The organism is Bradyrhizobium tropiciagri (assembly GCF_018130545.1).
Classification (GTDB): domain Bacteria; phylum Pseudomonadota; class Alphaproteobacteria; order Rhizobiales; family Xanthobacteraceae; genus Bradyrhizobium; species Bradyrhizobium tropiciagri_A.
In genome coordinates this window covers 755,132-781,662 of the sequence record NZ_JAFCKF010000001.1, presented here as the reverse complement: position 1 = coordinate 781,662, position 26,531 = coordinate 755,132, and the positions used below count along the sequence as shown (strand labels likewise).

General features: G+C 64.6%; 33 protein-coding genes and 1 riboswitch. Of the genes, 22 read left to right on the top strand and 11 right to left on the bottom strand.

All coding sequences use genetic code 11. The annotated features are described in order from the left end of the window. The first annotated feature begins 60 nt into the window (after positions 1–60). The 3 genes from ureG to JQ616_RS03815 all read left to right on the top strand — a co-directional run bounded on the left by ureG (position 61) and on the right by JQ616_RS03815 (position 4,011). Positions 61–720 (top strand): urease accessory protein UreG, encoded by a 660-nt coding sequence (gene ureG / locus JQ616_RS03825; protein WP_212012342.1) that lies wholly within the window; start codon positions 61–63, stop codon positions 718–720. 413 nt (positions 721–1,133) lie between these two features. Next, positions 1,134–2,795, top strand: a complete 1,662-nt coding sequence (locus JQ616_RS03820; protein WP_212012341.1) for a CHASE domain-containing protein — start codon at positions 1,134–1,136, stop codon at positions 2,793–2,795. A 187-nt stretch (positions 2,796–2,982) separates the two neighbouring features. Next, positions 2,983–4,011: a cytochrome-c peroxidase gene (locus JQ616_RS03815; protein WP_212012340.1), complete on the top strand. Its 1,029-nt coding sequence runs from the start codon at positions 2,983–2,985 to the stop codon at positions 4,009–4,011. A 30-nt stretch (positions 4,012–4,041) separates the two neighbouring features. On the opposite strand, the gene JQ616_RS03810 is transcribed toward JQ616_RS03815, so the two are convergent. Beyond that, positions 4,042–4,203 carry a hypothetical protein gene (locus JQ616_RS03810; protein ID WP_212012339.1) on the bottom strand — a complete coding sequence of 54 codons (162 nt, stop codon included), beginning with the start codon at positions 4,201–4,203 and terminating at the stop codon, positions 4,042–4,044. A gap of 310 nt (positions 4,204–4,513) precedes the next feature. On the opposite strand from JQ616_RS03810, the gene JQ616_RS03805 reads away from it, so the two are divergent. Then, positions 4,514–5,497, top strand: a complete 984-nt coding sequence (locus JQ616_RS03805; RefSeq protein WP_212012338.1) for a hypothetical protein — start codon at positions 4,514–4,516, stop codon at positions 5,495–5,497. 14 nt (positions 5,498–5,511) lie between these two features. Here the strand turns inward: JQ616_RS03805 and JQ616_RS03800 are convergent, their stop codons facing one another. Next, positions 5,512–5,877, bottom strand: a complete 366-nt coding sequence (locus JQ616_RS03800; RefSeq protein WP_212012337.1) for a methylamine utilization protein — start codon at positions 5,875–5,877, stop codon at positions 5,512–5,514. Between the two features lie 213 nt (positions 5,878–6,090). Between JQ616_RS03800 and JQ616_RS03795 the strand changes: the two genes are divergently transcribed. Then, the gene (locus JQ616_RS03795) at positions 6,091–8,994 is read left to right on the top strand and encodes an EAL domain-containing protein (RefSeq protein WP_212012336.1); all 2,904 of its coding nucleotides are present in this window, start codon (positions 6,091–6,093) and stop codon (positions 8,992–8,994) included. A gap of 212 nt (positions 8,995–9,206) precedes the next feature. On the opposite strand, the gene JQ616_RS03790 is transcribed toward JQ616_RS03795, so the two are convergent. After that, complete coding sequence (locus JQ616_RS03790; protein ID WP_024581885.1) at positions 9,207–9,755, bottom strand: sigma-70 family RNA polymerase sigma factor; 549 nt, start codon at positions 9,753–9,755, stop codon at positions 9,207–9,209. Further along, positions 9,755–9,958, bottom strand: coding sequence for a NepR family anti-sigma factor (locus JQ616_RS03785; RefSeq protein WP_018269610.1), 204 nt, complete (start codon positions 9,956–9,958; stop codon positions 9,755–9,757). The genes JQ616_RS03790 and JQ616_RS03785 overlap by 1 nt, the downstream gene beginning before the upstream one ends. 266 nt (positions 9,959–10,224) lie before the next feature. Here JQ616_RS03785 and JQ616_RS03780 point away from each other — a divergent pair, with 266 nt between their 5' ends. After that, positions 10,225–11,037 carry a response regulator gene (locus JQ616_RS03780; RefSeq protein ID WP_212012335.1) on the top strand — a complete coding sequence of 271 codons (813 nt, stop codon included), beginning with the start codon at positions 10,225–10,227 and terminating at the stop codon, positions 11,035–11,037. A gap of 77 nt (positions 11,038–11,114) precedes the next feature. Here the strand turns inward: JQ616_RS03780 and JQ616_RS03775 are convergent, their stop codons facing one another. After that, positions 11,115–12,326, bottom strand: coding sequence for a cytochrome P450 (locus JQ616_RS03775; RefSeq protein ID WP_212012334.1), 1,212 nt, complete (start codon positions 12,324–12,326; stop codon positions 11,115–11,117). Between the two features lie 241 nt (positions 12,327–12,567). Between JQ616_RS03775 and JQ616_RS03770 the strand changes: the two genes are divergently transcribed. The 3 genes from JQ616_RS03770 (at position 12,568) to JQ616_RS03760 (ending at position 14,442) form a co-directional block, all read left to right on the top strand. Continuing rightward, entirely contained in the window at positions 12,568–13,296 is a 729-nt protein-coding gene (locus tag JQ616_RS03770) for a TetR/AcrR family transcriptional regulator (protein ID WP_212012332.1), read from the top strand. Positions 13,297–13,359: 63 nt separating this feature from the next. After that, positions 13,360–14,241, top strand: a complete 882-nt coding sequence (locus tag JQ616_RS03765; protein ID WP_212012330.1) for a DMT family transporter — start codon at positions 13,360–13,362, stop codon at positions 14,239–14,241. 60 nt (positions 14,242–14,301) lie between these two features. Further along, the gene (locus JQ616_RS03760) at positions 14,302–14,442 is read left to right on the top strand and encodes a hypothetical protein (protein WP_173643732.1); all 141 of its coding nucleotides are present in this window, start codon (positions 14,302–14,304) and stop codon (positions 14,440–14,442) included. 24 nt (positions 14,443–14,466) lie between these two features. Here JQ616_RS03760 and JQ616_RS03755 read toward each other — a convergent pair whose 3' ends face one another. Then, entirely contained in the window at positions 14,467–14,712 is a 246-nt protein-coding gene (locus tag JQ616_RS03755; RefSeq protein ID WP_212012328.1) for a hypothetical protein, read from the bottom strand. 177 nt (positions 14,713–14,889) lie between these two features. Here JQ616_RS03755 and JQ616_RS03750 point away from each other — a divergent pair, with 177 nt between their 5' ends. The 4 genes from JQ616_RS03750 (at position 14,890) to crcB (ending at position 15,977) form a co-directional block, all read left to right on the top strand. Beyond that, positions 14,890–15,066: a hypothetical protein gene (locus JQ616_RS03750; RefSeq protein WP_212012326.1), complete on the top strand. Its 177-nt coding sequence runs from the start codon at positions 14,890–14,892 to the stop codon at positions 15,064–15,066. A 37-nt stretch (positions 15,067–15,103) separates the two neighbouring features. Then, entirely contained in the window at positions 15,104–15,226 is a 123-nt protein-coding gene (locus tag JQ616_RS39615) for a hypothetical protein (RefSeq protein WP_283812601.1), read from the top strand. Positions 15,227–15,286: 60 nt separating this feature from the next. Then, positions 15,287–15,347: riboswitch (Fluoride riboswitch) on the top strand. Between the two features lie 73 nt (positions 15,348–15,420). After that, positions 15,421–15,594, top strand: coding sequence for a hypothetical protein (locus tag JQ616_RS03740; protein ID WP_212013172.1), 174 nt, complete (start codon positions 15,421–15,423; stop codon positions 15,592–15,594). Next, complete coding sequence (gene crcB / locus JQ616_RS03735) at positions 15,591–15,977, top strand: fluoride efflux transporter CrcB (RefSeq protein ID WP_212012323.1); 387 nt, start codon at positions 15,591–15,593, stop codon at positions 15,975–15,977. The genes JQ616_RS03740 and crcB overlap by 4 nt, the downstream gene beginning before the upstream one ends. Positions 15,978–16,122: 145 nt before the next feature. On the opposite strand, the gene JQ616_RS03730 is transcribed toward crcB, so the two are convergent. Next, positions 16,123–16,377 carry a hypothetical protein gene (locus tag JQ616_RS03730; protein WP_212012322.1) on the bottom strand — a complete coding sequence of 85 codons (255 nt, stop codon included), beginning with the start codon at positions 16,375–16,377 and terminating at the stop codon, positions 16,123–16,125. A 159-nt stretch (positions 16,378–16,536) separates the two neighbouring features. Between JQ616_RS03730 and JQ616_RS03725 the strand changes: the two genes are divergently transcribed. The 6 genes from JQ616_RS03725 to JQ616_RS03700 all read left to right on the top strand — a co-directional run bounded on the left by JQ616_RS03725 (position 16,537) and on the right by JQ616_RS03700 (position 19,809). Then, complete coding sequence (locus JQ616_RS03725) at positions 16,537–16,758, top strand: hypothetical protein (protein ID WP_050628302.1); 222 nt, start codon at positions 16,537–16,539, stop codon at positions 16,756–16,758. Positions 16,759–16,826: 68 nt separating this feature from the next. Beyond that, positions 16,827–17,507 carry a transglutaminase-like domain-containing protein gene (locus JQ616_RS03720; protein ID WP_212012321.1) on the top strand — a complete coding sequence of 227 codons (681 nt, stop codon included), beginning with the start codon at positions 16,827–16,829 and terminating at the stop codon, positions 17,505–17,507. 40 nt (positions 17,508–17,547) lie between these two features. Further along, the gene (locus JQ616_RS03715; protein ID WP_212012320.1) at positions 17,548–18,474 is read left to right on the top strand and encodes a DMT family transporter; all 927 of its coding nucleotides are present in this window, start codon (positions 17,548–17,550) and stop codon (positions 18,472–18,474) included. A gap of 104 nt (positions 18,475–18,578) precedes the next feature. Next, entirely contained in the window at positions 18,579–18,755 is a 177-nt protein-coding gene (locus JQ616_RS03710) for a hypothetical protein (RefSeq protein WP_212012319.1), read from the top strand. Between the two features lie 136 nt (positions 18,756–18,891). Further along, entirely contained in the window at positions 18,892–19,065 is a 174-nt protein-coding gene (locus JQ616_RS03705) for a hypothetical protein (protein ID WP_212012318.1), read from the top strand. A gap of 351 nt (positions 19,066–19,416) precedes the next feature. Next, entirely contained in the window at positions 19,417–19,809 is a 393-nt protein-coding gene (locus tag JQ616_RS03700) for a hypothetical protein (protein WP_212012316.1), read from the top strand. A 133-nt stretch (positions 19,810–19,942) separates the two neighbouring features. On the opposite strand, the gene JQ616_RS03695 is transcribed toward JQ616_RS03700, so the two are convergent. From JQ616_RS03695 to JQ616_RS03685, 3 genes are all read right to left on the bottom strand, one after another. Next, a complete protein-coding gene (locus tag JQ616_RS03695; RefSeq protein ID WP_212012314.1) occupies positions 19,943–20,389 on the bottom strand; it encodes a hypothetical protein in 447 nt (148 codons plus the stop codon). Between the two features lie 150 nt (positions 20,390–20,539). Next, positions 20,540–20,911 carry a DUF883 family protein gene (locus JQ616_RS03690; protein ID WP_212012313.1) on the bottom strand — a complete coding sequence of 124 codons (372 nt, stop codon included), beginning with the start codon at positions 20,909–20,911 and terminating at the stop codon, positions 20,540–20,542. Positions 20,912–20,987: 76 nt separating this feature from the next. Beyond that, positions 20,988–22,100, bottom strand: coding sequence for an AI-2E family transporter (locus JQ616_RS03685; protein ID WP_212012312.1), 1,113 nt, complete (start codon positions 22,098–22,100; stop codon positions 20,988–20,990). A gap of 210 nt (positions 22,101–22,310) precedes the next feature. On the opposite strand from JQ616_RS03685, the gene JQ616_RS03680 reads away from it, so the two are divergent. From JQ616_RS03680 to JQ616_RS03670, 3 genes are all read left to right on the top strand, one after another. Then, entirely contained in the window at positions 22,311–23,141 is an 831-nt protein-coding gene (locus JQ616_RS03680) for a L,D-transpeptidase (RefSeq protein WP_212012311.1), read from the top strand. 27 nt (positions 23,142–23,168) lie between these two features. Then, a complete protein-coding gene (locus JQ616_RS03675; protein ID WP_212012310.1) occupies positions 23,169–23,798 on the top strand; it encodes a DUF2865 domain-containing protein in 630 nt (209 codons plus the stop codon). A 113-nt stretch (positions 23,799–23,911) separates the two neighbouring features. Beyond that, a complete protein-coding gene (locus JQ616_RS03670) occupies positions 23,912–24,067 on the top strand; it encodes a Thivi_2564 family membrane protein (RefSeq protein WP_021076357.1) in 156 nt (51 codons plus the stop codon). 205 nt (positions 24,068–24,272) lie between these two features. Here JQ616_RS03670 and JQ616_RS03665 read toward each other — a convergent pair whose 3' ends face one another. Continuing rightward, the gene (locus tag JQ616_RS03665; RefSeq protein WP_212012309.1) at positions 24,273–26,435 is read right to left on the bottom strand and encodes a malate synthase G; all 2,163 of its coding nucleotides are present in this window, start codon (positions 26,433–26,435) and stop codon (positions 24,273–24,275) included. Positions 26,436–26,531: the final 96 nt, after the last annotated feature.

The following is a 26,531-nucleotide window of genomic DNA, read 5'->3' as shown; positions in this document are numbered from 1 at the left end:
GAATTCGGTGGTTATGGGTCCCTGCTTTCGCAGGGACGACAATAAGAGAGGCCTTCTCACATGCCCACTTCTCACGGCCCGCTGCGGGTCGGCGTCGGCGGTCCGGTCGGCTCCGGCAAGACCGCGCTGATGGACCTGCTCTGCAAGTCGATGCGCGAGCGCTACGACATCGCGGCGATCACCAATGACATCTACACCAAATGGGACGCCGAGTTTCTGGTGCGGTCCGGCTCGCTGACGCCGGACCGCATCGCCGGCGTCGAGACCGGCGGTTGCCCGCACACCGCGATCCGCGAGGACGCCTCGATGAACCTCGCCGCGGTCGCCGACATGCGAGCCAAATTCCCCGATCTCGATCTGGTCCTGATCGAATCCGGCGGCGACAATCTGGCCGCGACCTTCTCGCCGGAATTGGCGGATCTCACGATCTACGTCATCGACGTCGCCGCCGGCGACAAGATTCCCTCCAAGGGCGGCCCCGGCATCACGCGGTCCGACCTGCTGGTGATCAACAAGATCGACCTCGCGCCCCATGTCGGTGCGTCGCTCGAGAAGATGGACACCGACGCCAGGCGGATGCGCGGCGAGCGGCCCTTCGTGATGACCAATCTGAAGAAGAGCGACGGCCTCGACCGTATCATCAGCTTCATCGAGACCAAGGGTGGCCTGCGGCCATCGGCGGCAGGGAAGGCGGGCAAGGCCGGGGCGAAGGCGAGCTAGCCGTTAATCATTGTGGCGGGCCTCCGGCTGTCTCCCCGTCACCCTGAGGTGCGAGCGGAGCGAGCCTCGAAGGGTGCACGGCGACCACCAGCCGGGCCGTTCATCCTTCGAGACGCGCTGCGCGCTCCTCAGGATGACGGTGAGGCACTTGGCTGGATGTCGGCCCGCCGCAAAAAAGCTGCGCAATCGCCGGAACAATTTCCAACTTGGGCGATTAGCAACCTCTGGCGCCGCCAAAGACCGCCGGGTGGCGTCGTCGTTAATGTTGCCGACCGGCTCCTGTTGCGTACCGATGATCGCTATTCCATATTCCTTTGCGGCTGGCGTTCTTCGCATCCTGAATTGTCGCCGCCCCCGCAGAAGCCAGATGTCTTCAGTCCCCTTTCGCCACCCCCTGATTGCCGAGTAAGCGTGTGGTTCGACTGGGCTTCATCGTTGCCTTGATTGCGCTGATCGGAGTCCTGCTCTCCGGTCTTGCTGCCTATCGGGTACACGACCAGGAGCTCGCGATCGATGGCATCGCGCTGGCGCGGGCGATCGACGTCCATGCCAGCCTGGTGCAGGACCGCCTGACCGAGCGCGAGCTGCTGGCGCGGGTGGCCTCGGGCCTGTTCCGGACGCCGTCGATGGTCAAGGCCAACATGCTGCAGCCGCTGCGCTCGGCGATCTACGCCTTCAAGACCGATTTCGTCGTCGCCGCCTGGATCGCGCGGCTCAAGCCGAACGAGCTCTCGGCGGCCGAGGCGGAGCTGAAGGCCGCCGGCTTCACCAATCCCTCGATCCGCGATTTCGACGACCAGGCGCTCGACATCAAGGCGCTCGACAAGCCGATCAATGTGCTGATGGACGTCGAACCGCGCAATCCGGAGACCCTGAGCATCCCGGGCCGCGCCTTCGACCGTCATTCCGTGGTCGGCCCGATGCTGATGAAGGCGATGGCCAACGCCAAGCCGGTGGCCTCGGACCCGATACCGCTGCTGCGGCTGAACGGCCCGGTCGGGGTCGTGCTCGCCGCGCCGGTGTTCCAGGAGGGGGCGTCCGAGCCGGCCGGCTTCATCACGTTCTCCTATGAACTGTCGTCGCTGATGCTGACCAACGATGATTCCTCGCTGTTCGCGGTGGCGCTGAAGGATCCGCGCGATTCCAACGACGAGTTCACCGCCAATGAGCAGGGCATCGTGACCTCGCGCGCGGTGCGCCAGGACGGTCCGACGCCATCGATGGTCCGCACGGTCACCTTCGGCGGCCGTGACTGGTCGCTCGACTATTACGCCAAGAGCAACGCCACGGTGCGGGCGCAGCAGACCGCGACCATCGTCGCGGCGATCGGCCTCGCGCTGACCGGCATCGTCTGCGGCCTGTTCGGCTATGTCGCCTACAACAATTTGCGTCTCAGCCGCGAGATCGAGGTTCGGATCGGCTTCGAGCGCCGGCTGACCGCCGTGATCGACGAGCTCAACCACCGGGTCAAGAACATCCTCGCGGTGATCCAGTCGATCGTGACCCGCACGCTGCGGCACGGTGCCGACATCGACGTCGCGCGCGAGCTTCTGATCGGCCGCATCCATGCGATGTCGAACGTCGTCACGCTGCTCAGCGAGAGCCAGTGGCAGGGCGTCAAGCTGAAGGGCCTGTTCGAAGCGCGCGCGATCCCGCATGCCGACCGGATCGCGGTGAACGGTCCCGACATCACCGTCAGCGCCCGTGCCGCGCAATCGCTGTCGCTGCTGTTCTTCGAGCTCGCCTCGCATTCCGACGAGGGCCTGTCGCTGGTCGGCAAGCATCCGCATATCGTCGCCAATTGGGAGGTGGTCGGCGAGGATGCGGAGGCGGTGTTCCATTTCCGCTGGGAAGAGTTCAACACCAGCCAGGCGACACGGCGGGCGGACAGCGACTTCGGCCTGATCCTGCTCGACCGCGTCGCGCCGGAAGCGCTCGGCGGCACCGCGAAGCGCTACTTCACCGACGTGTCCTACGTCTACGAGCTGACCGCGCCGATGGACACCGTCGTCGACATGACCGAGCGCGACCGCACCGAGCAGTTCTCCGCGCCGCTGCGGCCGGCGAAGAAGTAGCCGCGCGCGGCCGCCTCAGGTTGTGCCGCTCCGTCGATGCACGGATTGATCGTAATCACGTTGATGGGAATACGCCGGCAACGCTCCGGGACCTGGCGCGACATCCGTAATAACCCGCAACGCACCGTTAAAACTTCGTTGAACATGCTTCGGCATATACCGAGCAGGATACCGTCTGAGGACCCCGATGAGGCTTTGGGTCAGCCTGACCTTGCTTGCAGCAATATTGCCGGTCGGGCTGTCGCTCGCCCTGACCCCGGCGACGGAGCCGCGCGACCCTGCGGCAATTCGTGCAAGCTATCGCCGGCCGGACGTCGTTCCCTTCCCGAGCAGCAATCCCTATTCGGAGACGAAATCCGCGCTTGGGCAGATGCTGTTCTTCGATCCGCTGCTGTCGCGGTCGAAGACGCACGCCTGTGCGAGCTGCCACAAGCCGAGCCTGTCCTGGGCCGACGGTCTTCCGCGCGCCATCGGCGAGGATCCGAAGGGGCTGCCGATCCGCTCGCCGACGCTGATCGACGTGGCCTTCTTCGAGCCGCTGGGATGGGACGGCAAGTTCAGGGATCTCGAATCCGTCGCGTTCGGGCCGATCCTCAGTCCGATGAACCTGAACATGACCGAGCCGGAATTGATCGCGCGTCTGTCGGCGATCCCCGGCTATGTCGATGCGTTTGCCCGCGCGTTCGGCGACGGCGCGATCACGCGGCCGAGGATCGAGCAGTCGCTTGCGACCTTCGAGCGCTCCATCGTGGCCGGCGAGGCGCCGTTCGACCGCTGGATCAAGGGTGATGAGAGCGCGATCAGCGCATCTGCCAAGCAGGGCTTCGAGCTCTTCAATGGCAAGGGACGTTGTTCGTCCTGCCACAGCGGCCCGTCCTTTTCCGACGGATCCTTCCAGGATATCGGCACCGCCAAGGGCCACGACATCGGCCGCGGCCGCTACTTTCCGACTTCGGTGAAGCTGAAATATGCGTTCAAGACCCCGACCTTGCGCGATGTCGCGCGCCGGGCGCCCTACATGCACGACGGATCGGTCGCGACGCTGGAAGATGTCATCGAGCTCTACAACAGAGGCGGGATCGAACGGCCGAGCCGATCACCCGATATCAAGCCGCTGTCCCTGACGGCGGACGAGAAAAAGAACCTGATCGCCTTCCTGCAAACCCTGACCGCCACGAACCCGCCGGTGGCGGGGATTCCCAAGCTGCCGCGCTGAGCGTGGCCGAAGGCCGGCCAAGAGGGCTCGTCAGGCGAGATGGGGCAGGGCGGCGCCCAGGAGCCCAAGCCCGACGATGAGGAACGCACCGGCGCAGGTCTCGAGCATTTCCGTGCGCGACGGGGACGATTTCGTCACATAGGCGAGGGCGGACCCCACCCCGATACTGACGACACTCAACACTCCGAACATTTAACCGGCCTCCCGATCCGATCTGTCCGGGTTTCACTACGACAGTTGAATTGAGCTCCCGTGCCGGAATTAGCTAAAATTCGACCGAACCAGCCGGATTCGCCGCACCAGGGAACAGGCTGGAACCCGCGCTCCCATGATTAACCACAATGCAACCGAGGGCTGTTGCAGGCAGGCGGAAGCGTAAAATTTGATATAAGTTAAACAAGTCCTTAAGTGTGTGTGGGCGGTTGGTTCAATGTTTAGTGGTCGGGAGCGCAATGCCGGCTCGGCTGTACGCTCCTTTTTCGCCACGAGCCTTGCAGCGGTTTTGTTTTGCGTCGTAGCCGCGCGCAGTGCCGAGGCACATGTCAAATGGTTCTGCGCTTACGATGTCGCCGGCCAGCCCCGCGGACTCGAGAACGTCCTTTGCCTTGATTTTGAACTGTTGCTCGGCGTCGCCGTATTCTGGCTGTTCGCAGGCTGCCTGATCGAGCCGACGTCACTGGGGGATGTGACGATCCGCGCGCTGGACCGCGTCACCGCGGGACTGCGGCTGCACACCGAAACGATGATGCGCGCGGTGGCCGCGTTCTTCTTCATCTCGATCTGGGCCGTGGGCGGGATCCTGCTGACGCCCGAGTTGAAGACGTCGTCGCCCTATGTGGGCGCGCTGCAGCTTGCGATCGCCGCCGGGATGCTGTCGCGGCGCACGCTGCCGCTGTCGGCCGTGGGGATGGCGATCCTGTTCGGGATCGGCGTCCGCGGCTACGGGGTCTTCCATCTCGCCGACTACCCGATTTTCCTCGGCGTTGCCGCCTATTTTGCGCTGATAGGGCTGAACAAGGATCTGTTCGGCATCCGGCCGATCGACGTGATGCGGTACGCCGCGGCGGTGACGTTGATGTGGGCCTCGATCGAGAAATGGGCCTATCCGGAATGGAGCTTCCCGCTCCTGATCGAGCACGCCTCGATGACGCTGGGCTTCGACAATGAGTTCTACATGCGTGCTGCGGGCATGGTGGAGTTCACGCTGGCCTTTGCCTTGATCTGGACGCCGCTGATCCGGCGCTGCGCTGCCGCCGTGCTGACGGGGATGTTCATCAGTGCGTGCTTCGAGTTCGGCAAGATCGACACGATCGGACACTCGGCGATCATCGCCGTGCTGCTTGCGATCGTCGCCGACAACAAGGTGTTGCTGCGCGATCGTCGCGCGCCGTGGCTTGCCCCGGTCGCACTCTGTGCCGCGCTGACGCTGACATTATTCGTCTACTATTTCGGCCACGCCGCGCTGTTCAAGACGACGATCCTGTAGATCATCCGCAAACGCTATTTATCGACGTGGACGGCGAGCTTCATCTTCGGATGAATGCCGCACAGCACGGTGTAGTCGCCCGGTACCGAGAAGGTGACGTCGAACTTGCTGCCCGGCTGCTGGTCGCCGGAGTCGAAACTGAACGTATCGCTGCTCAAATAAGCGTGATGAAGCAGCTCGCCGTCATCGTTAATGAACCGTAAAACCTCGCCGCGCTTGATCGAGATCTCCGCGGGTTTGAATTCACGATCCTTCTGCGAAATGACATGGGGAGCCGCACCCAGAGCGGCTCCGGCAAGCGCCCCCGTGACCATCGCGACCACCATCGGCACGCGGCCGATCTGACCGAGGCGCAGGGCGCGCAACAAGCCTGACTGCATGAGACCCCCGCTTGGAACTCCAATACCGGTTTACTCTAGGCTGCAATTGGTGCGTCCCGGATTACCTGTATGGCCGATTATCGCCAGCTGATCTTAACGATTTCAGCATGAGTTGCAGTCACTACTAAAGCAATTTTGAGCAGACAGTCATTTTTCCGCAGCGCTGCGCGTTTCTGCGTAGCTTGAGTATCGAGCACACGGCGAAACGCGGGCATGGATAGCCTATTTGGCAATCTCAGAGTGAAGAGCGGTGCGGCTTTCCGGTTCGCGACCGGCCGGCTCTCGCGTCTTGCCCTGACGGCGGGGTCGATCCGGACCCAGATCCTGATTTTTTGCCTTGCGATGAGCGCCATTGCGGTCGCGCTCGGCGGATATTCCATCCTCGGCATCCGCCACGCCGGCGATCTGGTGGCGAAGACGTTCGACGAATCCCTGATGTCGATCAATTACGCCCGCGCCGCCGGCGCAGACTTCGCCTCGATGAGGGTCGCCTCGTCGCAGCGGTTGCTGACCGCGGATCCGGAGGTCCGCGCCAATCTCGACAGCCAGATTGAAAAACTCGCAAAGACCCTCTCGGAGGATTTGACGATCGCGGCCGACCGCTCGCAGTCCACGCGGGCCGCGCAGGCCGCCGCCAAGGTCCAGGAGGCCGCCGACGCCTGGATGGCGCTGCATCGCCGGGCGATCGGGTCCTCGCGCGACGGACAGCCGGCGGCTGATCCGCAGGCATCGGGTACGATGGTCGACGACATCGATCGCTACTCCAAGATCGTCAGCCAGCAGGTCGAGCTGTTGGTCAATTATACGGCCGGCGACGGCTTTCTATTCCGGCAAAAGGCGCTCTCGACGATCAAGCGGGACCTGCAGCTCAATGTCGCCGGGCTGACCGTCGCACTGTTCCTGTCGGCGCTGTTCTCTTGGCTGCTGGCGCGCCGGATCATCGGCCCTGTCGCCATCGCCTCCAGGGCCGCGCGCAGCATCGCCGCCGGTGACCTCGATGCGACCGTCCCCAAGGGCGGCACCGACGAATTGGGCACGCTGCTGACCGCCATGGAAACCATGCGCGACAACATCCGCCGGATGGTCGATCAGGAAGTCTCGCAACGCCGCTCGGCGCAGGCGCGGTTGTCGGATGCGCTGGAAACATCGCGCGAAGGCGTCGTGCTGCTCGATGCCGACGGCCAGATCGCGCTGGCCAATTCGCGCGCCAGCGAGTTCATCCGCCTCTCGCCGCAGCTGTTGCAGTCGGTCGAAGCGCCCCGGCTCGCGCCGGCCGACGGCGACATCAACGGCTTTGCGAGTGAGGCCCAGCTGTCGGACGGACGCTGGCTGCGCGTCAGCCGCAGCGAGACCCAGGAGGGCGGTGTCGTCCTGGTCTACAGCGACATCTCCGCGCTGAAGCAGCAGAAGGCCGAGCTGCATGAAACCAATCTGCGGCTCGATGCGGCGCTCACGCATATGTCGCAGGGCCTGTGCCTCTACAACAGCGAGGCGCGGCTACAGGTCGCCAACCGCCGGTTCTGCGAAATCTTCGATATTTCGCCGGAGCTCGTCGTTCCCGGAATGACCATGGAGGACGTGCTCGACCTGAGCATCGCCGCCGGCAATCATGGCGACCGGACCGTCGCCGACCTGCTCGCCGAGCGCGAACGATCGATGGCCCAGCACGAGGGCAATTATCTACAGCATCTCACCGACGGGCGGATCATTGCCATCGCGCAACGGCCGACGACCGATGGCGGCTGGCTGGTCACCTGCGAGGACGTCACCGAGCAGCAGCGCGCCGAGTCGCAGATCGCGTTCATGGCCCGGCACGATGCCTTGACCAAGCTGCCTAACCGGACCCTGCTGGCCGAACGGATCGAGCTCGCGGTCGCCCAGGTCGGCCGCGGACTCGGCTTTGCGGTGTTCTGCCTCGACCTCGACAATTTCAAGCAGGTCAACGATACGCTCGGCCATCCGGTTGGCGACGAACTGCTGTGCGCGGTTGCGGACCGGCTCAACGCCTGCGTCCGTGAGGTCGACACCGTCGCGCGTCTCGGCGGCGACGAGTTCGCGGTGATCCAGTGCGGCGTCCAGGGCGGCGACGAGGCCGAACGCCTCGCGCGCCGGATCGTGGAATGCGTCGGCGCACCGTACGAGCTGAACGGGCACCGCGTCGTGGTCGGATGCAGCGTCGGCATCTCGATGTCGCCGGGCGACGGCGCCACCGGCGAGAAGCTCTTGAAGAACGCCGACGTCGCCCTGTATCGCGCAAAGATGGAGGGCCGCGGCACCTGGCGCTTCTTCGAGCCTGCGATGGACGCCAGCCTGCAGCGGCGCCGGGCGATCGAGCTCGACCTTCGCGAGGCGATGGCCAAGGACGAGTTCTCGCTATTCTACCAGCCGCTCTACGATCTCCACCTCGACCGCATCTGCGGCTTCGAGGCGCTGCTGCGCTGGCATCATCCCAAGCGTGGGCTGGTGCCGCCGGACCAGTTCATCCCGATCGCGGAAGAGATCGGCCTGATCGGCCCGCTGGGCGAATGGGTGCTCAATCGGGCCTGCGAGCAGGCCGTCACCTGGCCCGGCGAGATGAAGCTCGCGGTCAACGTCTCCGCGGTCCAGTTTCGCGACCCCGATTTCATCGACGTCGTTGTCAACGCGCTCGCGGCGTCAAAGTTGTCGCCGCGCCGGCTGGAGCTCGAAATCACCGAATCGGTCTTCCTCGCGAACAGCAACGAGACGCTGGCAACGCTGCACAAGCTGAAGGCGCAGGGGGTGCGCATCGCGCTTGACGATTTCGGGACCGGCTATTCCTCGCTGAGCTATCTGCGCAGCTTCCCGTTCGACAAGCTCAAGATCGACAAGTCCTTCGTGCGCGACGCGACCGCGACCCATGGATCGAAATCGATCGTCCGTGCCGTCATCAGCCTTGGCAGAAGCCTGGGCATGACCACGATCGCCGAGGGTATCGAGACCGTCGAGCAACTCGATCACATGCGGGCCGAGGGCTGCAACGAGGCGCAGGGATTCCTGTTCAGTCATCCGGTCCCGGTGACCGAAATCGCGGCCAAGATCCTCGAGTTGAGAAACGGCTTCAAGCCGGCCGCCGTCGAGAAGGCGATGGCCAGCTAAAGCATGATTCGGAAAAGTGCGAAGCGGTCTTCCGAAAAGATCATGCTCAAACAAAGGGCTAAAGCGCGATGACGATTCAGCCAAATCTCATCGCGCTTTAAAGCGGGCGCAAGGACAGCGCGTCTGGCGATCGCGTCAACGTGACATGCTCTCCCAATCAAAAAAGGCGGCCCGATCGGGGCCGCCTTTCGCTTATTCATGGCGCGGTTCGCTTAGCCGCCATTGCCGCCGATCACGGCGCGCACGGTGTTGTCGGGGCCGAAATCCTCGGCACTGTCGACATAGAGCAGCGCGGAGAGCTTCGATCGCGCACGGTTGACGCGGCTCTTGATGGTGCCGACCGCGCAGCCGCAGATTGCCGCGGCATCCTCGTAGGAGAAGCCGGAGGCGCCGACCAGGATCAACGCTTCGCGCTGGTCCTGCGGCAGCTTTTCGAGCGCAGTGCGGAATTCCTCGAACTCCAGATGCGCCGCCTGCGACGGCTGGCTCTTCAGCGTCTTGGCATAGTTGCCCTCGGCGTCCTCCACCTCGCGCCGCCGCTTCCGATAGTCGGAGCGAAACAGGTTGCGCAGGATCGTGAACAGCCACGCGGGCAGGTTCGAACCCGGCTGGAACGAGTCGATATTGGCGATCGCGCGCAGCAGGGTCTCCTGCACCAGATCGTCGGCGCGGTCACCATTACCGGACAGCGAGATCGCGAACGCGCGCAGGCTCGGGACCGACGCAAGAATATCGTCGCGAAGTTCATTCGTGAGAGGCATTAGTCCCCTCCATTGTTCTTGTCGGTATCGCCCCCGGCCACGGCCGCCGCGGCGGCCTCGGGTCCGTCGAGTTTGCGGATCAGCTCCGCAAAGCGGTCGGGCACCCCCTGCCGCACCACGTCATCGTACATGGCGCGCAGCTGGTGGCCGATTCTCGACTGAATCTCGGCGTTGAGACCGCCCTGCTTCTTTACTTCCTTCATGATCTGATCCACGCTTCCCCGGGAGTTAAGTCTCTGATTTCCAAGATGTTTCCTCGAAATAAGAGGCTGGCCGCGTTGCCTCGTCGGTCACGAGCTAATGCGAAGTTGCGGATAAAGTTCCGGAAGCCGGGAACTATTTCGCGGAACTTTTTCGGCGCTCGCGCGTAGTCGGCCATGCAGGGGAACCGGGGTCGCCCCAAATTGGTACGCCGCCCCAGAATACGGGTTTCAGGCCGCAAGGCCTCACGAACAAGGATGGAGTGGGAATGTCCCGATCGCAGATCGTTGCCGAACACCTTCCGCTGTTGCGCCGTTACGCTCGCGCGCTGACCGGAAACCAGGCGTCGGGGGACGCCTATGTCGGGGCCATGCTCGAGGCCCTGCTGCAGGATGGATCATTGCTGGACCAGACGCACGGCCCGCGCGCCGGCCTGTTTCGGCTGTTCACCCAGATCTGGAATTCGGTGTCGGTGAACAACAACGACAACGAAGACGTGGCGACGCTGTCGCTGCCGCCGGAGCGCCGGCTCTCCAACATCACGCCGCTGCCGCGGCAGGCCTTCCTGCTGCTGTCGCTGGAAGGCTTTTCGGAGGAGGAGGTCGGCTACATTCTCGGCACCGATATCGCCGAGACGCGCAAGCTGACCGATGCCGCCGGCCGAGAGATGGCCGCCGAGATCGCCACCGACGTCCTGATCATCGAGGACGAGACCTTCATCGCCATGGACCTCGAAAGCCTGGTGAAGAATCTCGGCCACAACGTCATCGGCGTCGCGCGCACGCATTCCGACGCGGTGGCGCTCGCCAAGAACAAGAAGCCCGGCCTGATCCTCGCCGACATCCAGCTCGCCGACGGATCGTCGGGCCTCGACGCCGTGAACGAGCTGCTGCGCACCTTCGAGGTGCCGGTGGTGTTCATCACGGCCTACCCGGAGCGCTTCCTGACCGGCGAGCGGCCGGAGCCGGCGTTCCTGATCTCAAAGCCGTTCCAGCCGGCGATGGTGTCGGCGGTGGCGAGCCAGGCGCTGTTCTTCCAGCGCAACTCGCGCAATCGCACGCCGCGCGCGGCGTCGGCATGATCTGAGCTTACGCAAGAGGGCAAAATCCAGCCGGCGTGCCGAAAGGTACGCCGGTTCTTTCTTGAGGAGTTGCGAAGCTATTTCGGCGTAACGCGGACCGGCAGCGTGCTGAGCGCGCGCAGGCCCGAGCTGTCGCGGAAGGCTGTCGGGCCCCCAATGTCGAACCGCTTCACGCGGCTCGCGAGCGCTGCGATCACGGCCTCCGCCTCCAGCCGCGCCACCATCTGTCCGACGCAGCCATGGACGCCGACGCCGAAGCCCAGGTGCCCGGACAGCCGCCGCGTGATGTCGAACCGGTCGGGATGCTCCCAGCGCGTCTCGTCGCGATTGGCGGACGCGAGCAGCAGCAGCACCTTCTCGTGCTTGCCGATCGTCACGCCGGCGATCTCGGTGTCGTGCGGCGTGGTGCGGAACACGAATGGCGCCGGTGAATCGAAGCGCAGCGTCTCGTCGAACGCCGCGCGCGCAAGCGACGGGTCGGCGGCCAGCAATGCCCACTGCTCCGGATGGCGCGCGAGCGTGTACAGCGCCATGCCGATGGCGCTGATCGTGGTGTCGAGCCCGGCCGAGAGCAGCGAACGCACCAGGAGCGGCGCTTCCTCCGCACTGATCTCGCCGGCGTCAGCCGCTTCATAGACCTGCGCGCCGAAGCTGCCCGGGCGCAGCGCATCGCGCTGGCAGCGCGCCGCGACCCAGGGCAGCACGCGCGGCGCCTCTTTCATCAACGCGCGGAAATAGTCGTTCTCGGGCCCGAAGCCGGCGAACACCATCGCGCCGTAGGTCAGGAAATTCTCGCGGCCCTCCTGGTCGATGCCGAGCGCGTCGGGAAACACGCTGACCGGAAACACCTCCGCGATGTCCTTGATGGCATCGAACGAGCCGCGTTCGACCAGCCCGTCGATCAGCCGCACGGCCGTCGCCTTGAAGTCATCGGCAAGCTTGCGCATCGCGCCGGGCGACAGCACCCGCGCCAGCACCGCGCGGGTCCGCGTATGCAGCGGCGGATCGGCTTCCAAGATGATGCTCGGTGGCCGCCACGGCTTGTCCTTGAAGTGGTTGGCAAGCCCGGCGCCGCCGGCGTTACTGAAATTGCTGTGGTCGCCGAAGATCGTCTTGACCTCGGCAAAGCGCGGCACCGCCCAGATGTCGTATTTCGTCAGGCGCACGACCGGCGCAGCAGCGCGCAGCTCCGCATAGGTGCCGTAGGGATCGGCCCGCGTCGCCGGGCTGAACGGATCGAAATCGCTGCGGACAATGTCGGCGGCAAGGGGGCTCGCATGCGCGCTCATTTCATCCTCCCGTCTTGTGATAAGTTAATTGACCATAGTCATTTAACTGGCGTATGGCAAGAGGGGCTCGTTTCGATTCCATCGGAACGGAAAACGCTCTAAAGCGCGACGAGATCAGGTTGGATCCCCGTCGCGCTTCAGGTTTTCTTGTTTGAGCATGATCTCCGCGCAAACGCGTTCCGCGTTTGTCGCGAGGGAAAACCGCTTCACACTTTTCCGGATCATGCTTTAGGACACGGCCATGTCGATCGAGGGGCGATCCAGCAAGGGCGGCGGGCGGCGCTTTCAGCGCAGGGCGCGTCAGGAGGCTGACAAGGAGGCGCTGAAGGCGTTGATCCTCGAGACCGCGCGCAAGGAGTTCGCCGCCGGCACGCTCGAGACCGTCTCGATCCAGAAGATCGCCGACGCGATCGGCTACTCGAAGGGCACCGTCCTCAAATATTATCCGACCAAGCTGCTCCTGCTGCTCGCGGTGAAGCAGCAGAATCTCGAGGCGGTTGCCGAACGGCTCGAACGGGTCCGCACGCAGACCGCCGACAGCGATCTGCGGCTGCGGCGGGTGATGGAGACCTATCTCGACTACTGGGCCGATAATCCCGATCACTTCCGTTCGCTGTTCTCGATGTCCGGTACGGTCGAGGACCGCCGCTTTCCCGACGGTGTCTATTTCGGCGAGACCGAGATCGCGCGCCGCAGCTACGAGCTGTTCGTGATCTCGGTGCGGGAGTATCTCGCCGCACATGGCGCCGAGCCGGCGCCGGGCCTGCCGCAGCGGCTGGCAACCGCGCTGCTGGCGGCGATCCATGGCGTGGTCGCGCTGACGCTCGGCACGCCGACCATGAAGCTGCCCGACATGCGCGGCACCGGCCGCCTTCTGATCGCAAGCCTGGTCGATGCCTGGACCAGCAGACTTGCCGCCGCGCGGAAAAGCGAGGGCTGGCCAAAGATCACAACCGGCACCTTTGCCTGACAGGGCGGTGCGCATGCGTGATGCGAAGTGGAATCACGCGCCGCCGCCTGCTAAGCGCGGCCGATGGAATCGACGCAACGCGACCGAACGATCGGCTTTCTCTGCCTGGTGGTGACAGCCTTCGGCTGGGCGCTGAACTGGCCGCTGATGAAGCTGCTGCTGCAGCAATGGCCGCCGCTGTTCGCCCGCGGGCTGGCCGGCACCTGCGCGGCAGTGATCCTGGGCTCGTTGGCGCTGGCCCGCGGGCAGTCGCTCGCCGTGCCGCGCGAGGCGATCCCCCGGCTGTTGTTCGCCTCCTTCACCAATGTCTTCGCCTGGATGGGTTTTGGTACCATCGCGATGAAATTCGTCACGGTCGGTGAGGGCGCGTTGCTCGCCTACACCATGCCGATCTGGGCGATGCTGTTCGCCTGGCCGGTGCTGCACAGTCGCCCGACATTGCGGGATTGTGCGGCGCTGCTGCTCGGCGTCGCCGGTGTTGCGCTGCTGCTCGGCGGAGGTGGCTTTGCGTTCAGCGCCGACAAGCTCACCGGCATTGCGCTGGCGCTCGCCTGCGCCATCCTGTTCGCGCTCGGCAATGTGCTGAACCGCAAGCCGCTGCCGATGCCGCCGCTCGCAGTGGTCGCCTGGCAGGTCGGCATCGGCTGTCTCGTGATGCTGCTACTCGGCATTCTGTTCGAGCATCCGAACTATACCGCGATCACGCCGCTCGGCCTCGGCTGCTTCGCCTACATGACGCTGATGCCGATGGGCATCTGCTACCTCACCTGGTTCGAGACCTTGCGCCGCCTGCCGCCGACATCGGCGTCGACGGGCATGCTGCTGGTGCCTGTGATCGGCGTGGTGTCGGCCGCAATCATCCTCGGCGAACCCTTAGGGCTGCGCGAGATCGGTGCCATGGTGCTGACGCTCGGCGGCGTGACGCTGGCGCTGCAGCGGACCTGAGCCGGCGACCGACGGAACCGACATTCGCGAAACGCGTTCTCCTGAAAAGGGAGCTTGGCCATGCGCAAGGCGATCGCGCGGCTCGATGCCGAGCAGAAGGCGCAGCTGCTTTACCTCGCAGATCTCGGCACGGCGATGTTCACGTCGGCGCTCGTGGTCTGCACCCTGAAGGCGGTCGTGGACCTCTTCGTCGCCGGCTGAATCGCGACCAACGCTAACGCGCCGTTACTTGTCGTCCGGCGCGTCGTCCCCCTGCGTGTGCCCCTCAGGCCCACGATTGAACACCCCGTAATCGCTGGACTTCACCCCCGCAGCGGCGTCAGTGCCGACGCCGGCCAGGCCGAGCTTGAGCAGCTCGCGGACCGCCGCAGCGCGGGTCGGCATGCGGTGCTTGAAGCGGAAATCATCGAGGGCAGCCAGTTCCTCGGGCGACAACATCACTTGCAATCGTTCGGCACGCAACTCGTTCATCGTCAAATGCCCAGACTTAGTGAATTGAGTAATTTGCTAAACGAACAAACTCGTATTCGGTTCCATAGGTTGAGATGAAATCGCCTAATGAGTAATATTATCAAATGAAATCAATGACTTAGATAAAAAATTTGGAACGGTCGGCTGCCTGTTCCGTTATATTGCGGGAGAGATGCCATGGCTAACCAGGTCAAGCTGCCCCGCAAGCTATCCGAGGAGCCGAGAGCGCCGGAACCGCGGCGCGCGAGCCACGCTCGGGTCATCGATCAACTGGACCGCTGGGCCAATAGTCCCGGTCTGCAACCACCAAAGGTGCATGATGCAGAAGACGATTCAGAGGCGGAAACGGTCTGAGCCCCATACGTTCGAGCAGCGGCTCGAGGAGCACCGCGTGCGGCTCGAAAGCAAGCTCGCGCAGCTGCCGCGCGGCGTCGCGCGCGAGCAGATCGTCGCGCGTATCGAGCAGCTGAAGACAGCCGTCGAGCTCAGCGCGATGCTGTCGACCAGCACATGAACCAACACCGGAGCGGTGGGACGCCCACTTGCTCCCGCCGTTCCGCTCGCCTACCATCTCCATGTTGATGGGGATGGAGTCCCCCGATAACCGCCGCAAGGCTGATGACTCCTACCGGGCGCGACAGCGTCGGTAGGAGCATGCGCCACTGCCGACCCGCTGCACGTGCCCTGCGAATGAGAAGGGGGCAGAGCATGACGGGTCTTCCTGGTTCACTCTCAATCGCATTGTCGCTGGTCGGGTCGATCTGGCTCGTCGGTGTCGTCGCCCTGCTGGTCGACGCGCCGGGTGAGCCGGTGGCCGCGACTTTTGTTGTTGGGATGCTGGTCGGTATCGCCGAGTGGCGAGCAGGAAGGGTGAGAAATTGAACGTTCAATTGTTGGCGGCGGTCGCGATCGGCGGCTCGCTGGGATCGGTCGCGCGCTATCTGGTGGCGATCGGCGCGGGGCGCCTGGTCGGCACGGATTTTCCCTGGGGCACGCTGGCGATCAATATCGTCGGCTCGTTCCTGATCGGCGTGTTCGCGGAATCGTTTGCGCTGAGCTGGAATGTCAGCCAGGCGGTGCGGGTGTTTCTCACCGTCGGCATCTGCGGCGGCTTCACGACCTTCTCGACCTTCTCGCTCGATGCGATCGTGCTGATGCAACGGGGCGAGCTGTTGTCCGCCGGCGCCTATATCGCAGCCTCCGTCGCGCTCTCGATCCTGGCGCTGTTCGGCGGCCTCTTGCTGGTGCGGGCGCTGGCGGCTTGATGGTCTTCAATATTTCGGAATATTAGAAGAATGCCTCTGAGTTGCCCGACATGTCAAGTCGCCTGGTTCGAACGCCGGCCGCCGCCGGCTACTTTGCATGGGGTTGTTTTTCGATATTTTGACGGCGCCCCTGCGGCGGCTCCAGCTAGCCGGTGGGATGGCGGCCGGTGCGCGGGTTCAACGGTGCGGTCGGCGGCCGACGCAGCGCTTCGGGAAGGAACGCTTCCTCGCTCCGGGGCGAGGCGTCGGCACGGACATCGGCGGCCCATTGCGCGCGTTCGTGCGGCGTCTGGTTGTCGTCGAACGTCCGCTTCACGTCGACCCCGTCGACCGGGTCGTTGACGCCGTTCCGGCTGGCGGGATGGTCGACGCCGTTGTGGATGTCACTGGAGTTGCCCATCGTAGCCTCCTCGTCTGGTCGCTGCTGACCAACGTGGGCTGCGCGAGCGCCGTTCCAAAAAGTGAAGGGCCACAGGTATCGTTTGCCGCCGGAATCCTTGGCGCGCGCGGGGCCAGCCGGTAGGATGGAACCCGGATCGACCAAGGGAAAGAGCGGGGAATGAAGCATGTCGACGTCGCGGTGATTGCTGCCACGCTGTGGCTGCTGGCGTCGATGGTGCTGGACATCCTGACGCCGAAGTCGATCACCGCGCTGATGATCGCTGCCGCGCTTGCCCCGCCGTTCCTGATCGGGATCGGCATCCATTTCGCACGCGAATATTTCAAGGCGAAGCGGCGCAGCTACCGCCCGCCGCAGTTGGACGAACACTTCAAGAACTGAGCGGCAGCCCTGCAATGCGGCTGTGCGTGCCGCATTGAACTGCGTCCATGGCTTGCTAAGCTTGCGCCATGACCGAGCATCTCCCTGACACGATCAGCCGCCTCTACACCGACCCCGGCGAATATGTCGACAGCGACCACCCCGCCGTCGAGGCGTTCGCCCGCGCGGCCGTGCCGGCCAACGCCAGCGCGCGCGAGATCGCGAGCCGCCTCTACACCGCGGTGCGCGACGGCATCCGCTACAATCCCTATGTCAGCATGCGCTCGCCGGAGAGCTATCGCGCCTCCAGCGTGCTCGCCGCCGGCAATGGCTACTGTGTCGGCAAGGCGGCGCTCTATGCGGCGGCCTGCCGGGTCCACGGCATCCCGGCCCGGGTCGGCTTCGCAGACGTCCGCAACCACCTCACCACCGAGAAGCTGCGCCAGAGCATGGGCTCGGACCTGTTCACCTGGCACGGCTTCACCGAAGTGTTCGTCGACGGCGCCTGGCGCAAGGCGACGCCGACCTTCAACGACACGCTGTGCGCCAAGCTCGGCGTTGCGCCGCTCGATTTCGACGGCCATTCGGACGCGCTGCTGCATCCCTTCGATGGCGAAGGCCGCGCCTACATGCAGTATGTCAACGACCACGGCACCTATCACGACGTGCCCGCGAAATTCCTGATGCGCGAGATGGCGCGCGAATATGCCAACATGCAGGGCGAGGACATGTCCGGCCGCGATATGGAGCGGGAGGCGGCGGAGCAGTAGGGCGCGCGTGCAAGGGCGCACCGGCTGAGGGGGCGGTGTCATGGATGCGGAGCTGCCGAAGGTGCAGGCGGGCCGCCCGGCGACGGGCTGGGAGGACGCGGTCGCGCTGACCGGCTTCATCCTGGTCGCGGTCGGGCAGGCGTCGAACCAGGTGCTGGCGCGCGGCCTTGCCGGCTCGGTGCCGCCGTTCTCACTGGCCTTCTTCCGCTGGAGCATCATCGCCATCGGCCTGGCGCCGTTTGCGATCGCGGCGATCCGCGACGGCAAGATCCCGCTGGCGCAGAATTTCTGGCCGATCCTCGCCGCCGGCTTCCTCGGCATGTTCCTGTGCGGCGGCCCGGTCTACATCGCCGGGATCACCACCACAGCGATCCATATCGCGCTGATCTTCGCGCTGTCGCCGATCATGGTGCTGCTGATTTCGGCGGCGCTCGGCATCGAGCATATCGGTCCGCTGCAATGGCTCGGCACGGCGCTCGCGCTCGCCGGCGCGCTGCTGATCGTCTCAGGCGGCCATCTGGAAGCGCTGACGCAGTCGAGCGCGGCCTGGGGCGATCTCCTGGTGGTGGGCGCGATGCTCGGCTGGTCCGGCTACACGCTGGTGCAATCGCGCGTCGCGCCGCGTGCCTCGTTGCTGGCGCGGGTCAGCCTGTTCTCGGCGGCCGGCGCGCTGTGCTCGCTGCCGCCGGCGCTGCAGGAGATGTGGGCGACGCCGGCGGCGGTGTTCAACGCCAGGGCATTCGAGGCCTATGTCTTCGCGGGCCTGGTCCCGGGTCTCGCCGCCTATGCCGGCTTTGCCTGGCTCGGCGCACGCTTCGGCTCGGTGCGGACGTCGCTGGTGCTCTATGTCGCGCCGATCGCGAGCGCCTTGCTGTCCTGGCTGATCCTCGGCGAGCCGCCGAAGCTGATCCATCTGATCGGCGGTCTTTTGATCCTCGGCGGCGTCTGGGCCAGCCTGCGCAAATAGGCCGGGCAAGCCTGCCCGCTGCCGGAAGCCTCAATCCTGGTGCAACTTTTTGCCAGATCGTGCGTTGAATCCATCGCCGATTCAATAGTTTATCGGAGTGCCGTATGAATTTGACTCCCCAGCAGCGCAGGGTCCGTGACGCGCAGCGTCAGCAAGAGGCGTCGCAGGCGATGCAAGAGCATCGCGCCAACGAGAAGGCGTTCTACGACAATTTCCAGCGCCTCAAGGCCGAGCGGCAGGCGCGCGAAGCCGCGGAATCCCGCAAGGCCGCTGCGAAATAAGCGCCGGGAGCCATAGCCACCGTCCGGATTGCCGGGACCTGAAAGACCAAGAAGGAGCGAAAGCGAGGGGGCGAGCACGGCAATCGGGCTCGCCCCAATGACGAGATGAAATCTCCAGGCTTATGGAGGACGTCTGATGTATTTTGCCGATAAGAAAACCGTCACGTGCAAATGCGGCGAGCCCTTGAGCGAACTGATGCTCGTCGACGACCAGACGACCGGAATCAAGTTTCACGTCGGTCGCTGCCCGTCATGCCGTGAGGTGACGGTTGTTCGATCCCAGGACACCCCGACAAGCGACAACGCCTGAAGCAGGCGGTCCTCTCGGCAGCGAGCGGACTGCTCCTTCGCGTGATGCCCGGTGCGACAGGTGCGTGACAGTCCGGCTGACGCATGGTTCGCGGCAACCTTAGAAAAGCATCGCCAAAAAAGAGCAGGGCGCGACCGGCATCACCACGGTCGCGCCCTACGTCGCCGGTCAATGGGGCAGGGGGAATAACCGGCTCCTTGCATGACTCGCATCCCCCCGGACTCGTTCCGCGCGATTCGAAATTATTTCGTACACGGTTAAGTGATGGCCGGACGCGAGAACCCCACAGGTTTCGTTCGCGTTGTGTCCGTGATCGCCAACGGGAATTTCCATGGGGCGAGGGACATCACCATGTCAAAGATTCAACAGGGAATTTTCGCTGCGTTGGCGGTTGGCTTGACGCTCGGCGCGGTTCAGCTGGCATCCGGCCACGATCTCATTGGCGGCCAGCAGGTTACGACCACATTGGCGCCGGAGCTCGCCGTCAACCGCGCCGCCAAGACCGATCGTGCCGTGGTTCCGGCGGCCGCCCTGCCGAGCCGGACCGTGGCGCTGAAGCTCGATCGACTGCCCGACACGTCGGTTCTGGTCCGCGTTCCCGTGGCACGGGAAGAGGCCCGCAATCACCCCGCAGCGCCCGCCCGGGCCCGCCCCGGCGATACCCGCAAGGTGGCCTGCGAGCCCGTGGTCAGCGTCCTGACCGAAGTGGCCAAGCTGCTGCAGCCCGGCCGCTGCGTGACTTGAGGACACCAATTATCTCACCGTCATTCCGAGGCGCGCCACTTGGCGCGAGCCCGGAATCCATTTAGCCGCAAGATGCGTGGCCCGATGGATTCCGGGCCCTCGCTTCGCGAGCCCCGGAATGACGGTGAGGACGTTACTCTTCCTCCGCCTCGTCTTTGCCGGCAGCACCGCGGCTGGCCATCAGGCCGAGCGCGAGGCCGCCGACCACGAGGATCGGGACCAGCCGCTTCACGCCGACGGCGCGAACGATCTGCAATCCGGTGGCGATCAAGGCCGGATCGGCGAACATGGTCGCCGCGGCCGATTTCGCGGCCTTGGCCGCTTTCTCCGCACGCCGCTGCATCTCGCGCTTGCGCGCCATGTACACGGCAATGGCGATCAACGTGACGACCAGGAACAATGCTGCGCCGGACAGGCAGGCTTCCACCGGCCCGTAGTGCTGCAGCACATAGACGAAGGCGGCCGCACACAGGAAGGCGAGAGTGATGAACAGCGCGATCGCGGCAGCCGCCGCCAGCGACGTCAGCCGCAGCGTGTTGCCGGTGGATTGCTTGACGTCATCGATCAGCCGCTGAAGCATTGACCAGCCTTGCTTTGAATCTTGTTTTGCTTCTTGCCTTGAACAGCGCATCGACAAACGAGGCGGCAGCGCGCCAGCGCTGCCATCTGGTCCAGAACGGTGGTTTGCGCATGATCGCCACCATGTCTCAGGGATGGATGGGTTGGTTGCCTAGCGCCGCCAGGTGAGGCCGATCAAAAAGCCGAGGCCGAGCGCGAGGCCGACGGTCGCCAGCGGCCGCTGCGTGATGACGTCCTCCAGCGTCTCTTCGATCGAGGAGGCGGCGTCCTGCGCCGCGCCCATCATCGCGCTGCTGCGCTCCGACATGTCGTCGAGCGTATCTTCCGCATTGGCGCGCGCTTCCTTGTAGCGGCGGCGGGCCTGCTTGCCCGCATTGCTCGCAAACGAATTCAGCGCGTCGGTGATCTGCTCGGTCAGGGCTGCAATGTCGTTCTTCACGGCGGTGACATCCTTTTCCAGGCGTTCGTAGGTCGCTTTGTCCGTCATGTTCTTGATCCCAAATGCGCTGTCCGTGCTCGACATCGAAGGCTCCCGCATCATTCGCGTGTTGCTGGAAAAACGCCTCGCATCAGGCAAAGTTCCAGATGCGAAACTGTGGTTACCCCTCGGGCAGCTGCGGCGAATTGACCGGCATCAAATGCTCTTTCACGATCAACGCTACGATCAGCAGCGGTGACGAGAGAAAGGCGCCCATCGGCCCCCACAGCCAGGTCCAGAATGCGAGCGCGAGGAACACGGCGAGCGCATTCAGCGACAGGCGGCGGCCGACGATCGTCGGCGTCACGAAATGTCCCTCCATGAAGGTCACGACGGCAAAACAGGCCGCCGCAATCAGCCCCGCGCCGATCGTCGGCGAGGAGATGATGCCGACCACCACCAACACCACGAACATCGCGACCGGGCCGATGATCGGAATGAAGTTCAGCGTCGCGGCGAGCGCGCCGAGCCCGGCCGGATTCGGCATGCCCGTCACTGCGCAGATCACGCCGGTGACGATGCCGACGCCGGCATTGATCATGGTCACCGTCAGCAGGTAGTTGCCGAGATGGACCTCGAGCTCGTTGAGGATACGCAGCGTGCGCAGCCGCGCCTCGCGTTCGCTGAAGGTCATCACCAGCGCGCGGCGCAGATCCTTCCAGCTTGCGATGAACAGGATCAGGGTGGCGATGAACAGCAGGAATTCGGCGAAGGTCGGCGACAGGAATTCCAGCGCCGGCTGCACCCATTCGAATTTCGGCATCTGGATGCTGGCGAGCGTATCGGAGCCGCCGACCATGCTCTGCAGCTCCTGCCACAGTGCGAGTGGCCGGTCGAATACGTGCAGCTTCTCCTTCAGGAGCGCGCCGAGTTCGGGTAGCCGCGAGCTCCATTCGATGACGGGCGAGGCAAACAGCCCGACCATGAAGGCGACGGCGGCGCCGACCGCGATCACGATCAGCACCGCGCCGAGCGCGCGTGGAATCCGGTAACGCTCGAGCAGGCCTGCGGCCGGCGACAGCATGGTGCCGACGATGAAAGCCATGGTGATCGGGAGGAAGAAGGCGCGCGCCAGATAGAGCACGCCGACGATGACAATAACGAGCAGCGCCACCAGCGCGAAGGCGACGACCTCGGCGCGGCTGATCACCGGCGGCATATCCGCTTTGCTGTCCGGGAGGGGCGTGCCTTGGGGCGCGTTGCCAAGCAGACGTTCACCCGGAAAGGCGCGCACCAGATTCCTCCCGCACGAGGACAAATGAATTTCGTGTCAAATTGCGCGTGACAACGGCGTTGTCCCAGCAAAGGTTCCATCGCGGGTTCGTGAGATGCGGTGGGTTGACAATCGCGGTTTCGAGACGATTCGCGGCGGAACTGTCTGGCGGTCATGCGCGTTGGCCTGGCATCGCATCACCACGATGCGCATCCCGTCCAGGGGCAGCACATGACACATCCGTCTCTCTCCAGCCGCCGGCTTGCGTCGCGCGTTGCGCGCACCCATGCCCGCACTCTTGTTTTCGCCGGCGTCCTGCTCGTGACGCCGTTCATTGTCACCACGCCGGCCAGCGCCCAGGTGTCTTCTGCCGCGCTCGGCTATGCGTCGACGCAGCCGGGCGCATTCCCGTCCGACGAGGCAATGACCGATCCCTCGACTGAAGCCACCGAGGATGGCGCGCTGCCGGAGCGGCTGCGCCGCACCACGGTCGCGCTCAATACCTCAGAGGCGCCCGGCACCATCATCATCGATACCGGCAACACCGCGCTCTATTACGTGCTCGGCGGCGGCCGGGCGATCCGCTATGGCGTCGGCGTCGGCCGCGAAGGTTTCACCTGGGCCGGCACCCAGACGATCAGCCGCAAGGCGGAGTGGCCGGACTGGCTTCCGCCGGCCGAGATGATCAAGCGCCAGCCTTATCTGCCTCGCTTCATGGCCGGCGGCCCGGGCAACCCGCTCGGCGCGCGCGCGATGTATCTCGGCTCCAGCGAGTACCGCATCCACGGCACCAACGATCCCACGACGATCGGCAAGTTCGTGTCGTCGGGTTGTATCCGCCTGACCAATGAGGACGTTTCCGACCTGTTTAGCCGGGTCGATGTCGGTACCAAGGTCGTGGTGCTGCCGAAGAACGCGCCGCATCTCGCCGCGCGCGAACTCGGCCCGGTCGCGACGCAGATCTCGGTCCGCCCGGCGCCGGTGCAACCGCGGCCCGCTGTCATGACGCTGCCGTCCGGCCGTCAGGCGATGAACATCCCGGCGACTTCGTCGTTGTACTGACGATCGGCGTCGTACTGAGGGTCGGTGATGGCAAAGCGATACGCGAGGCGGTGGGCGTTCGGGACGGCGGCATTGCTCGGCCTGTCCCTGGCGCCCCCTGCGCAAGCCCAGGATTTCTTCTCGCAATTGTTCGGCGGCCTCATGCAGGGCCGTCCACCGATGATCCGGGTGCCGTTCGACGACGGCCCGGCACCTGTGCCGCGGGCCGAGCGTCGCGCGCGCTATGACGGCGGGCAGGCCTATTGCGTGCGGACTTGCGACGGTCGCTACTTCCCGCTGGCCGCGACCGGCAACCAGAGCAAGGCGGAGAGCTGCAACAGCTTCTGCCCAGCCAGCGCGACCGAAGTGGTCTATGGCGGCAACATCGACAACGCCGCGACGGAAGACGGCAGGCCCTATTCCGAACTACCGAACGCATTCCGCTATCGCGACGCGATCGTCTCGGGCTGCACCTGCAACGGCAAGGATCCGGTTGGCTTGGCAGCGGTGAAGATCGAGGACGATCCGACCTTGCGCAAGGGCGACATCGTCGCCGGCAAGGATGGCTTGATGTCGGTCGGCCGTCCGGACCGGCGCGGGGCATCTCTCAATTTCACGCCTGCGCCGGAGCGGGTCCGCGCCAAATATGAGCGTGCCCCTGTGCTGGCCCGCGAGTAGCGTTGCGCCCGCGAGGCCGGCCACTTTCGGTTCCGGTGTCTGGAACAGGTCTCCCGCTCGCACGTTAGCAACGCGCGAACAGCACATTCACCGATGCCATCAGGGGGCCCCGCATGCTCGTCGGCGTACTCGTCACTTTCCTTGTCATTATTCTTGTTCTTTATCTCATCAACATGCTGCCGCTCGACGGCCGCGCCAAGCAGATCGCGCGCGTCGTCGTGATCATCATCGGCATCGTCTCGCTGCTGAAGTATCTAGCCGTCTTCTGAGATGGTCATTGCGAGGAGCCAACGGGTCCGCGCCAAGCGCGGCGCGATGACAGGCTCCGCGACAAAGCAATCCATGCTTCCGCGAGTAGCGAGATGGATTGCTTCGCTCCGCTCGCAATGACGTGGACTGGCAGCAGTGCACCTCCAACAAAAAAGCCCCGGCTCGTCGCCGGGGCTTTTGCTTGTCGCTGCGATCGCTCGTGGATCAACCCGCGGCCTTGGCCTCGCGGCGGCGCGCGGTGAGGATGTATTCGGTGTAGCCGTTCGGCTGCGTGCGGCCCTCGAACACGAGGTCGCAGGCCGCCTTGAAGGCCACGCCATCGAATGACGGCGCCATCGGCTTGTAGAGCGAGTCGCCGGCGTTCTGCTTGTCGACGACAACAGCCATGCGCTTCAGCGACTCCATCACCTGATCCTTGCTGATGACGCCCTGATGCAGCCAGTTGGCCAGATGCTGGCTCGAGATGCGCAAGGTCGCGCGGTCTTCCATCAGGCCGACATCGTGGATGTCGGGCACCTTGGAGCAGCCGACGCCCTGGTCGATCCAGCGCACGACGTAGCCGAGAATGCCCTGGCAGTTGTTGTCGATCTCCTGCTTGACGTCATCCGGCGCCCAGTTCGACTGCGAAACCGGAATGGTGAGGATGTCGGAGAGCTTTGCTCGCGGTCCGCCCTTGGCGAGCTCCTGCTGCCGGGCTGTCACGTTGACCTGGTGATAGTGCAGGGCGTGCAGCGTGGCCGCGGTCGGTGACGGCACCCAGGCGGTGGTGGCGCCGGCCTGCGGATGGCCGATCTTCTGTGCCAGCATGTCGGCCATCTTGTCGGGCGCGGCCCACATGCCCTTGCCGATCTGGGCATGGCCGGGCAGGCCGTCGATCAGGCCGTTGTCGACGTTCCAGTCCTCATAGGCCTTGATCCACGGCTGGGCCTTCATGTCGTTCTTGCGGATCATCGGGCCCGCTTCCATCGAGGTGTGGATCTCGTCGCCGGTGCGGTCGAGGAAGCCGGTGTTGATGAACATGATGCGCTTGGAGGCGCGCTGGATGCAGGCCTTGAGGTTGACCGTGGTGCGGCGCTCCTCGTCCATGATGCCGACCTTCAGCGTGTTCTCCGGCAGAGAGAGCATCTTCTCGACTTCGGCGAACAGGTCGCAGGTCAGCGTCACCTCGTCGGGGCCGTGCATCTTCGGCTTGACGATATAGGCCGAGCCGGTGCGGCTGTTCTTGACCTTGGAGTTGCCCTTGAGGTCGTGGATCGCGAGCAGGCCTGCCACCGCGGCGTCCAGGATGCCTTCCGGGATCTCTTCGCCCTTGGCGTCGAGCACCGCGTCGGTGAACATGTGGTGGCCGACATTGCGCATCAACAGCAGGCTGCGGCCGTGCAGCTTCAGCTCGCTGCCGTCGGGCTTCTTGTAGACGCGGTCGGCATTGAGCGAACGGGTCAGCGTCTTGCCGCCCTTGTCGAAATCGGCCGACAGCGTGCCGTTCATCAGGCCGAGCGTGTTGCGATAGACCAGCACCTTGTCTTCGGCATCGACCGCGGCGACCGAGTCTTCCATGTCGAGAATGGTGGAGACCGCCGATTCCAGGATCATGTCGGCAACGCCGGCCGGATCGTCCTTGCCGATGACGTTGCTGCGGTCGATCTTGACCTCGACATGCATGCCGTTGTTGACCAGCAGGATCGCGGTCGGCTGGGCGGCATCGCCCAGATAGCCGGCAAACTGCGCGCCGTTCTTCAGCGCGGTCGAATTGCCGCTCTTCAATTTGACCGAGAGCTGGCCAGCGATCACGGCGTAGGAGGTCACGTCGGTGTGGCTTCCGGTCGCGAGCGGCACGGCCGCATCGAGGAACGCCTTCGCCTTCGCGATCACCTTGTCGCCGCGCGCCTTGTTGTAGCCTTTGCCGCTCTCGCTCGGATCATGCGGGATCGCGTCGGTGCCGTAGAAGGCGTCGTACAGCGAACCCCAGCGCGCATTGGCGGCGTTCAGCGCGTAGCGGGCGTTGGTCAGCGGCACCACCAGCTGCGGGCCACAAATCTTGCCAATTTCTTCGTCGACGTTTGATGTCTCGACCTTGTGGGTCGCGGGCTCCGGCAGCAAATAGCCGATGTCCTTGAGGAACGCGGTGTAGGCGTTGATGTCGAACGCCTTGCCCTTGTTGGCGCGATGCCAGTCGTCGATCTTGGCCTGCAAGGTGTCGCGGACCGCAAGCAGTTCGCGGTTCTTCGGGCCGAGCTTCTGGAGGATGGCGGCCAGTCCTGCCCAGAACGCGTCCGGCGCGATCCCGGTTTTCGGCGCCGCCTCCTTGGCGATGAAATCGAACAGGACAGGGGCGATCTTCAATCCATGGGCATCGACACGAGTCATGATGGGCTTTCTCAAAGAAATGGGGCGTTTAGGCGCTGTTTTCGAAAGAAATCAGCAAAAAACGCGCCAAAGGGCCGCGTTCACGGCCCTTTTAGC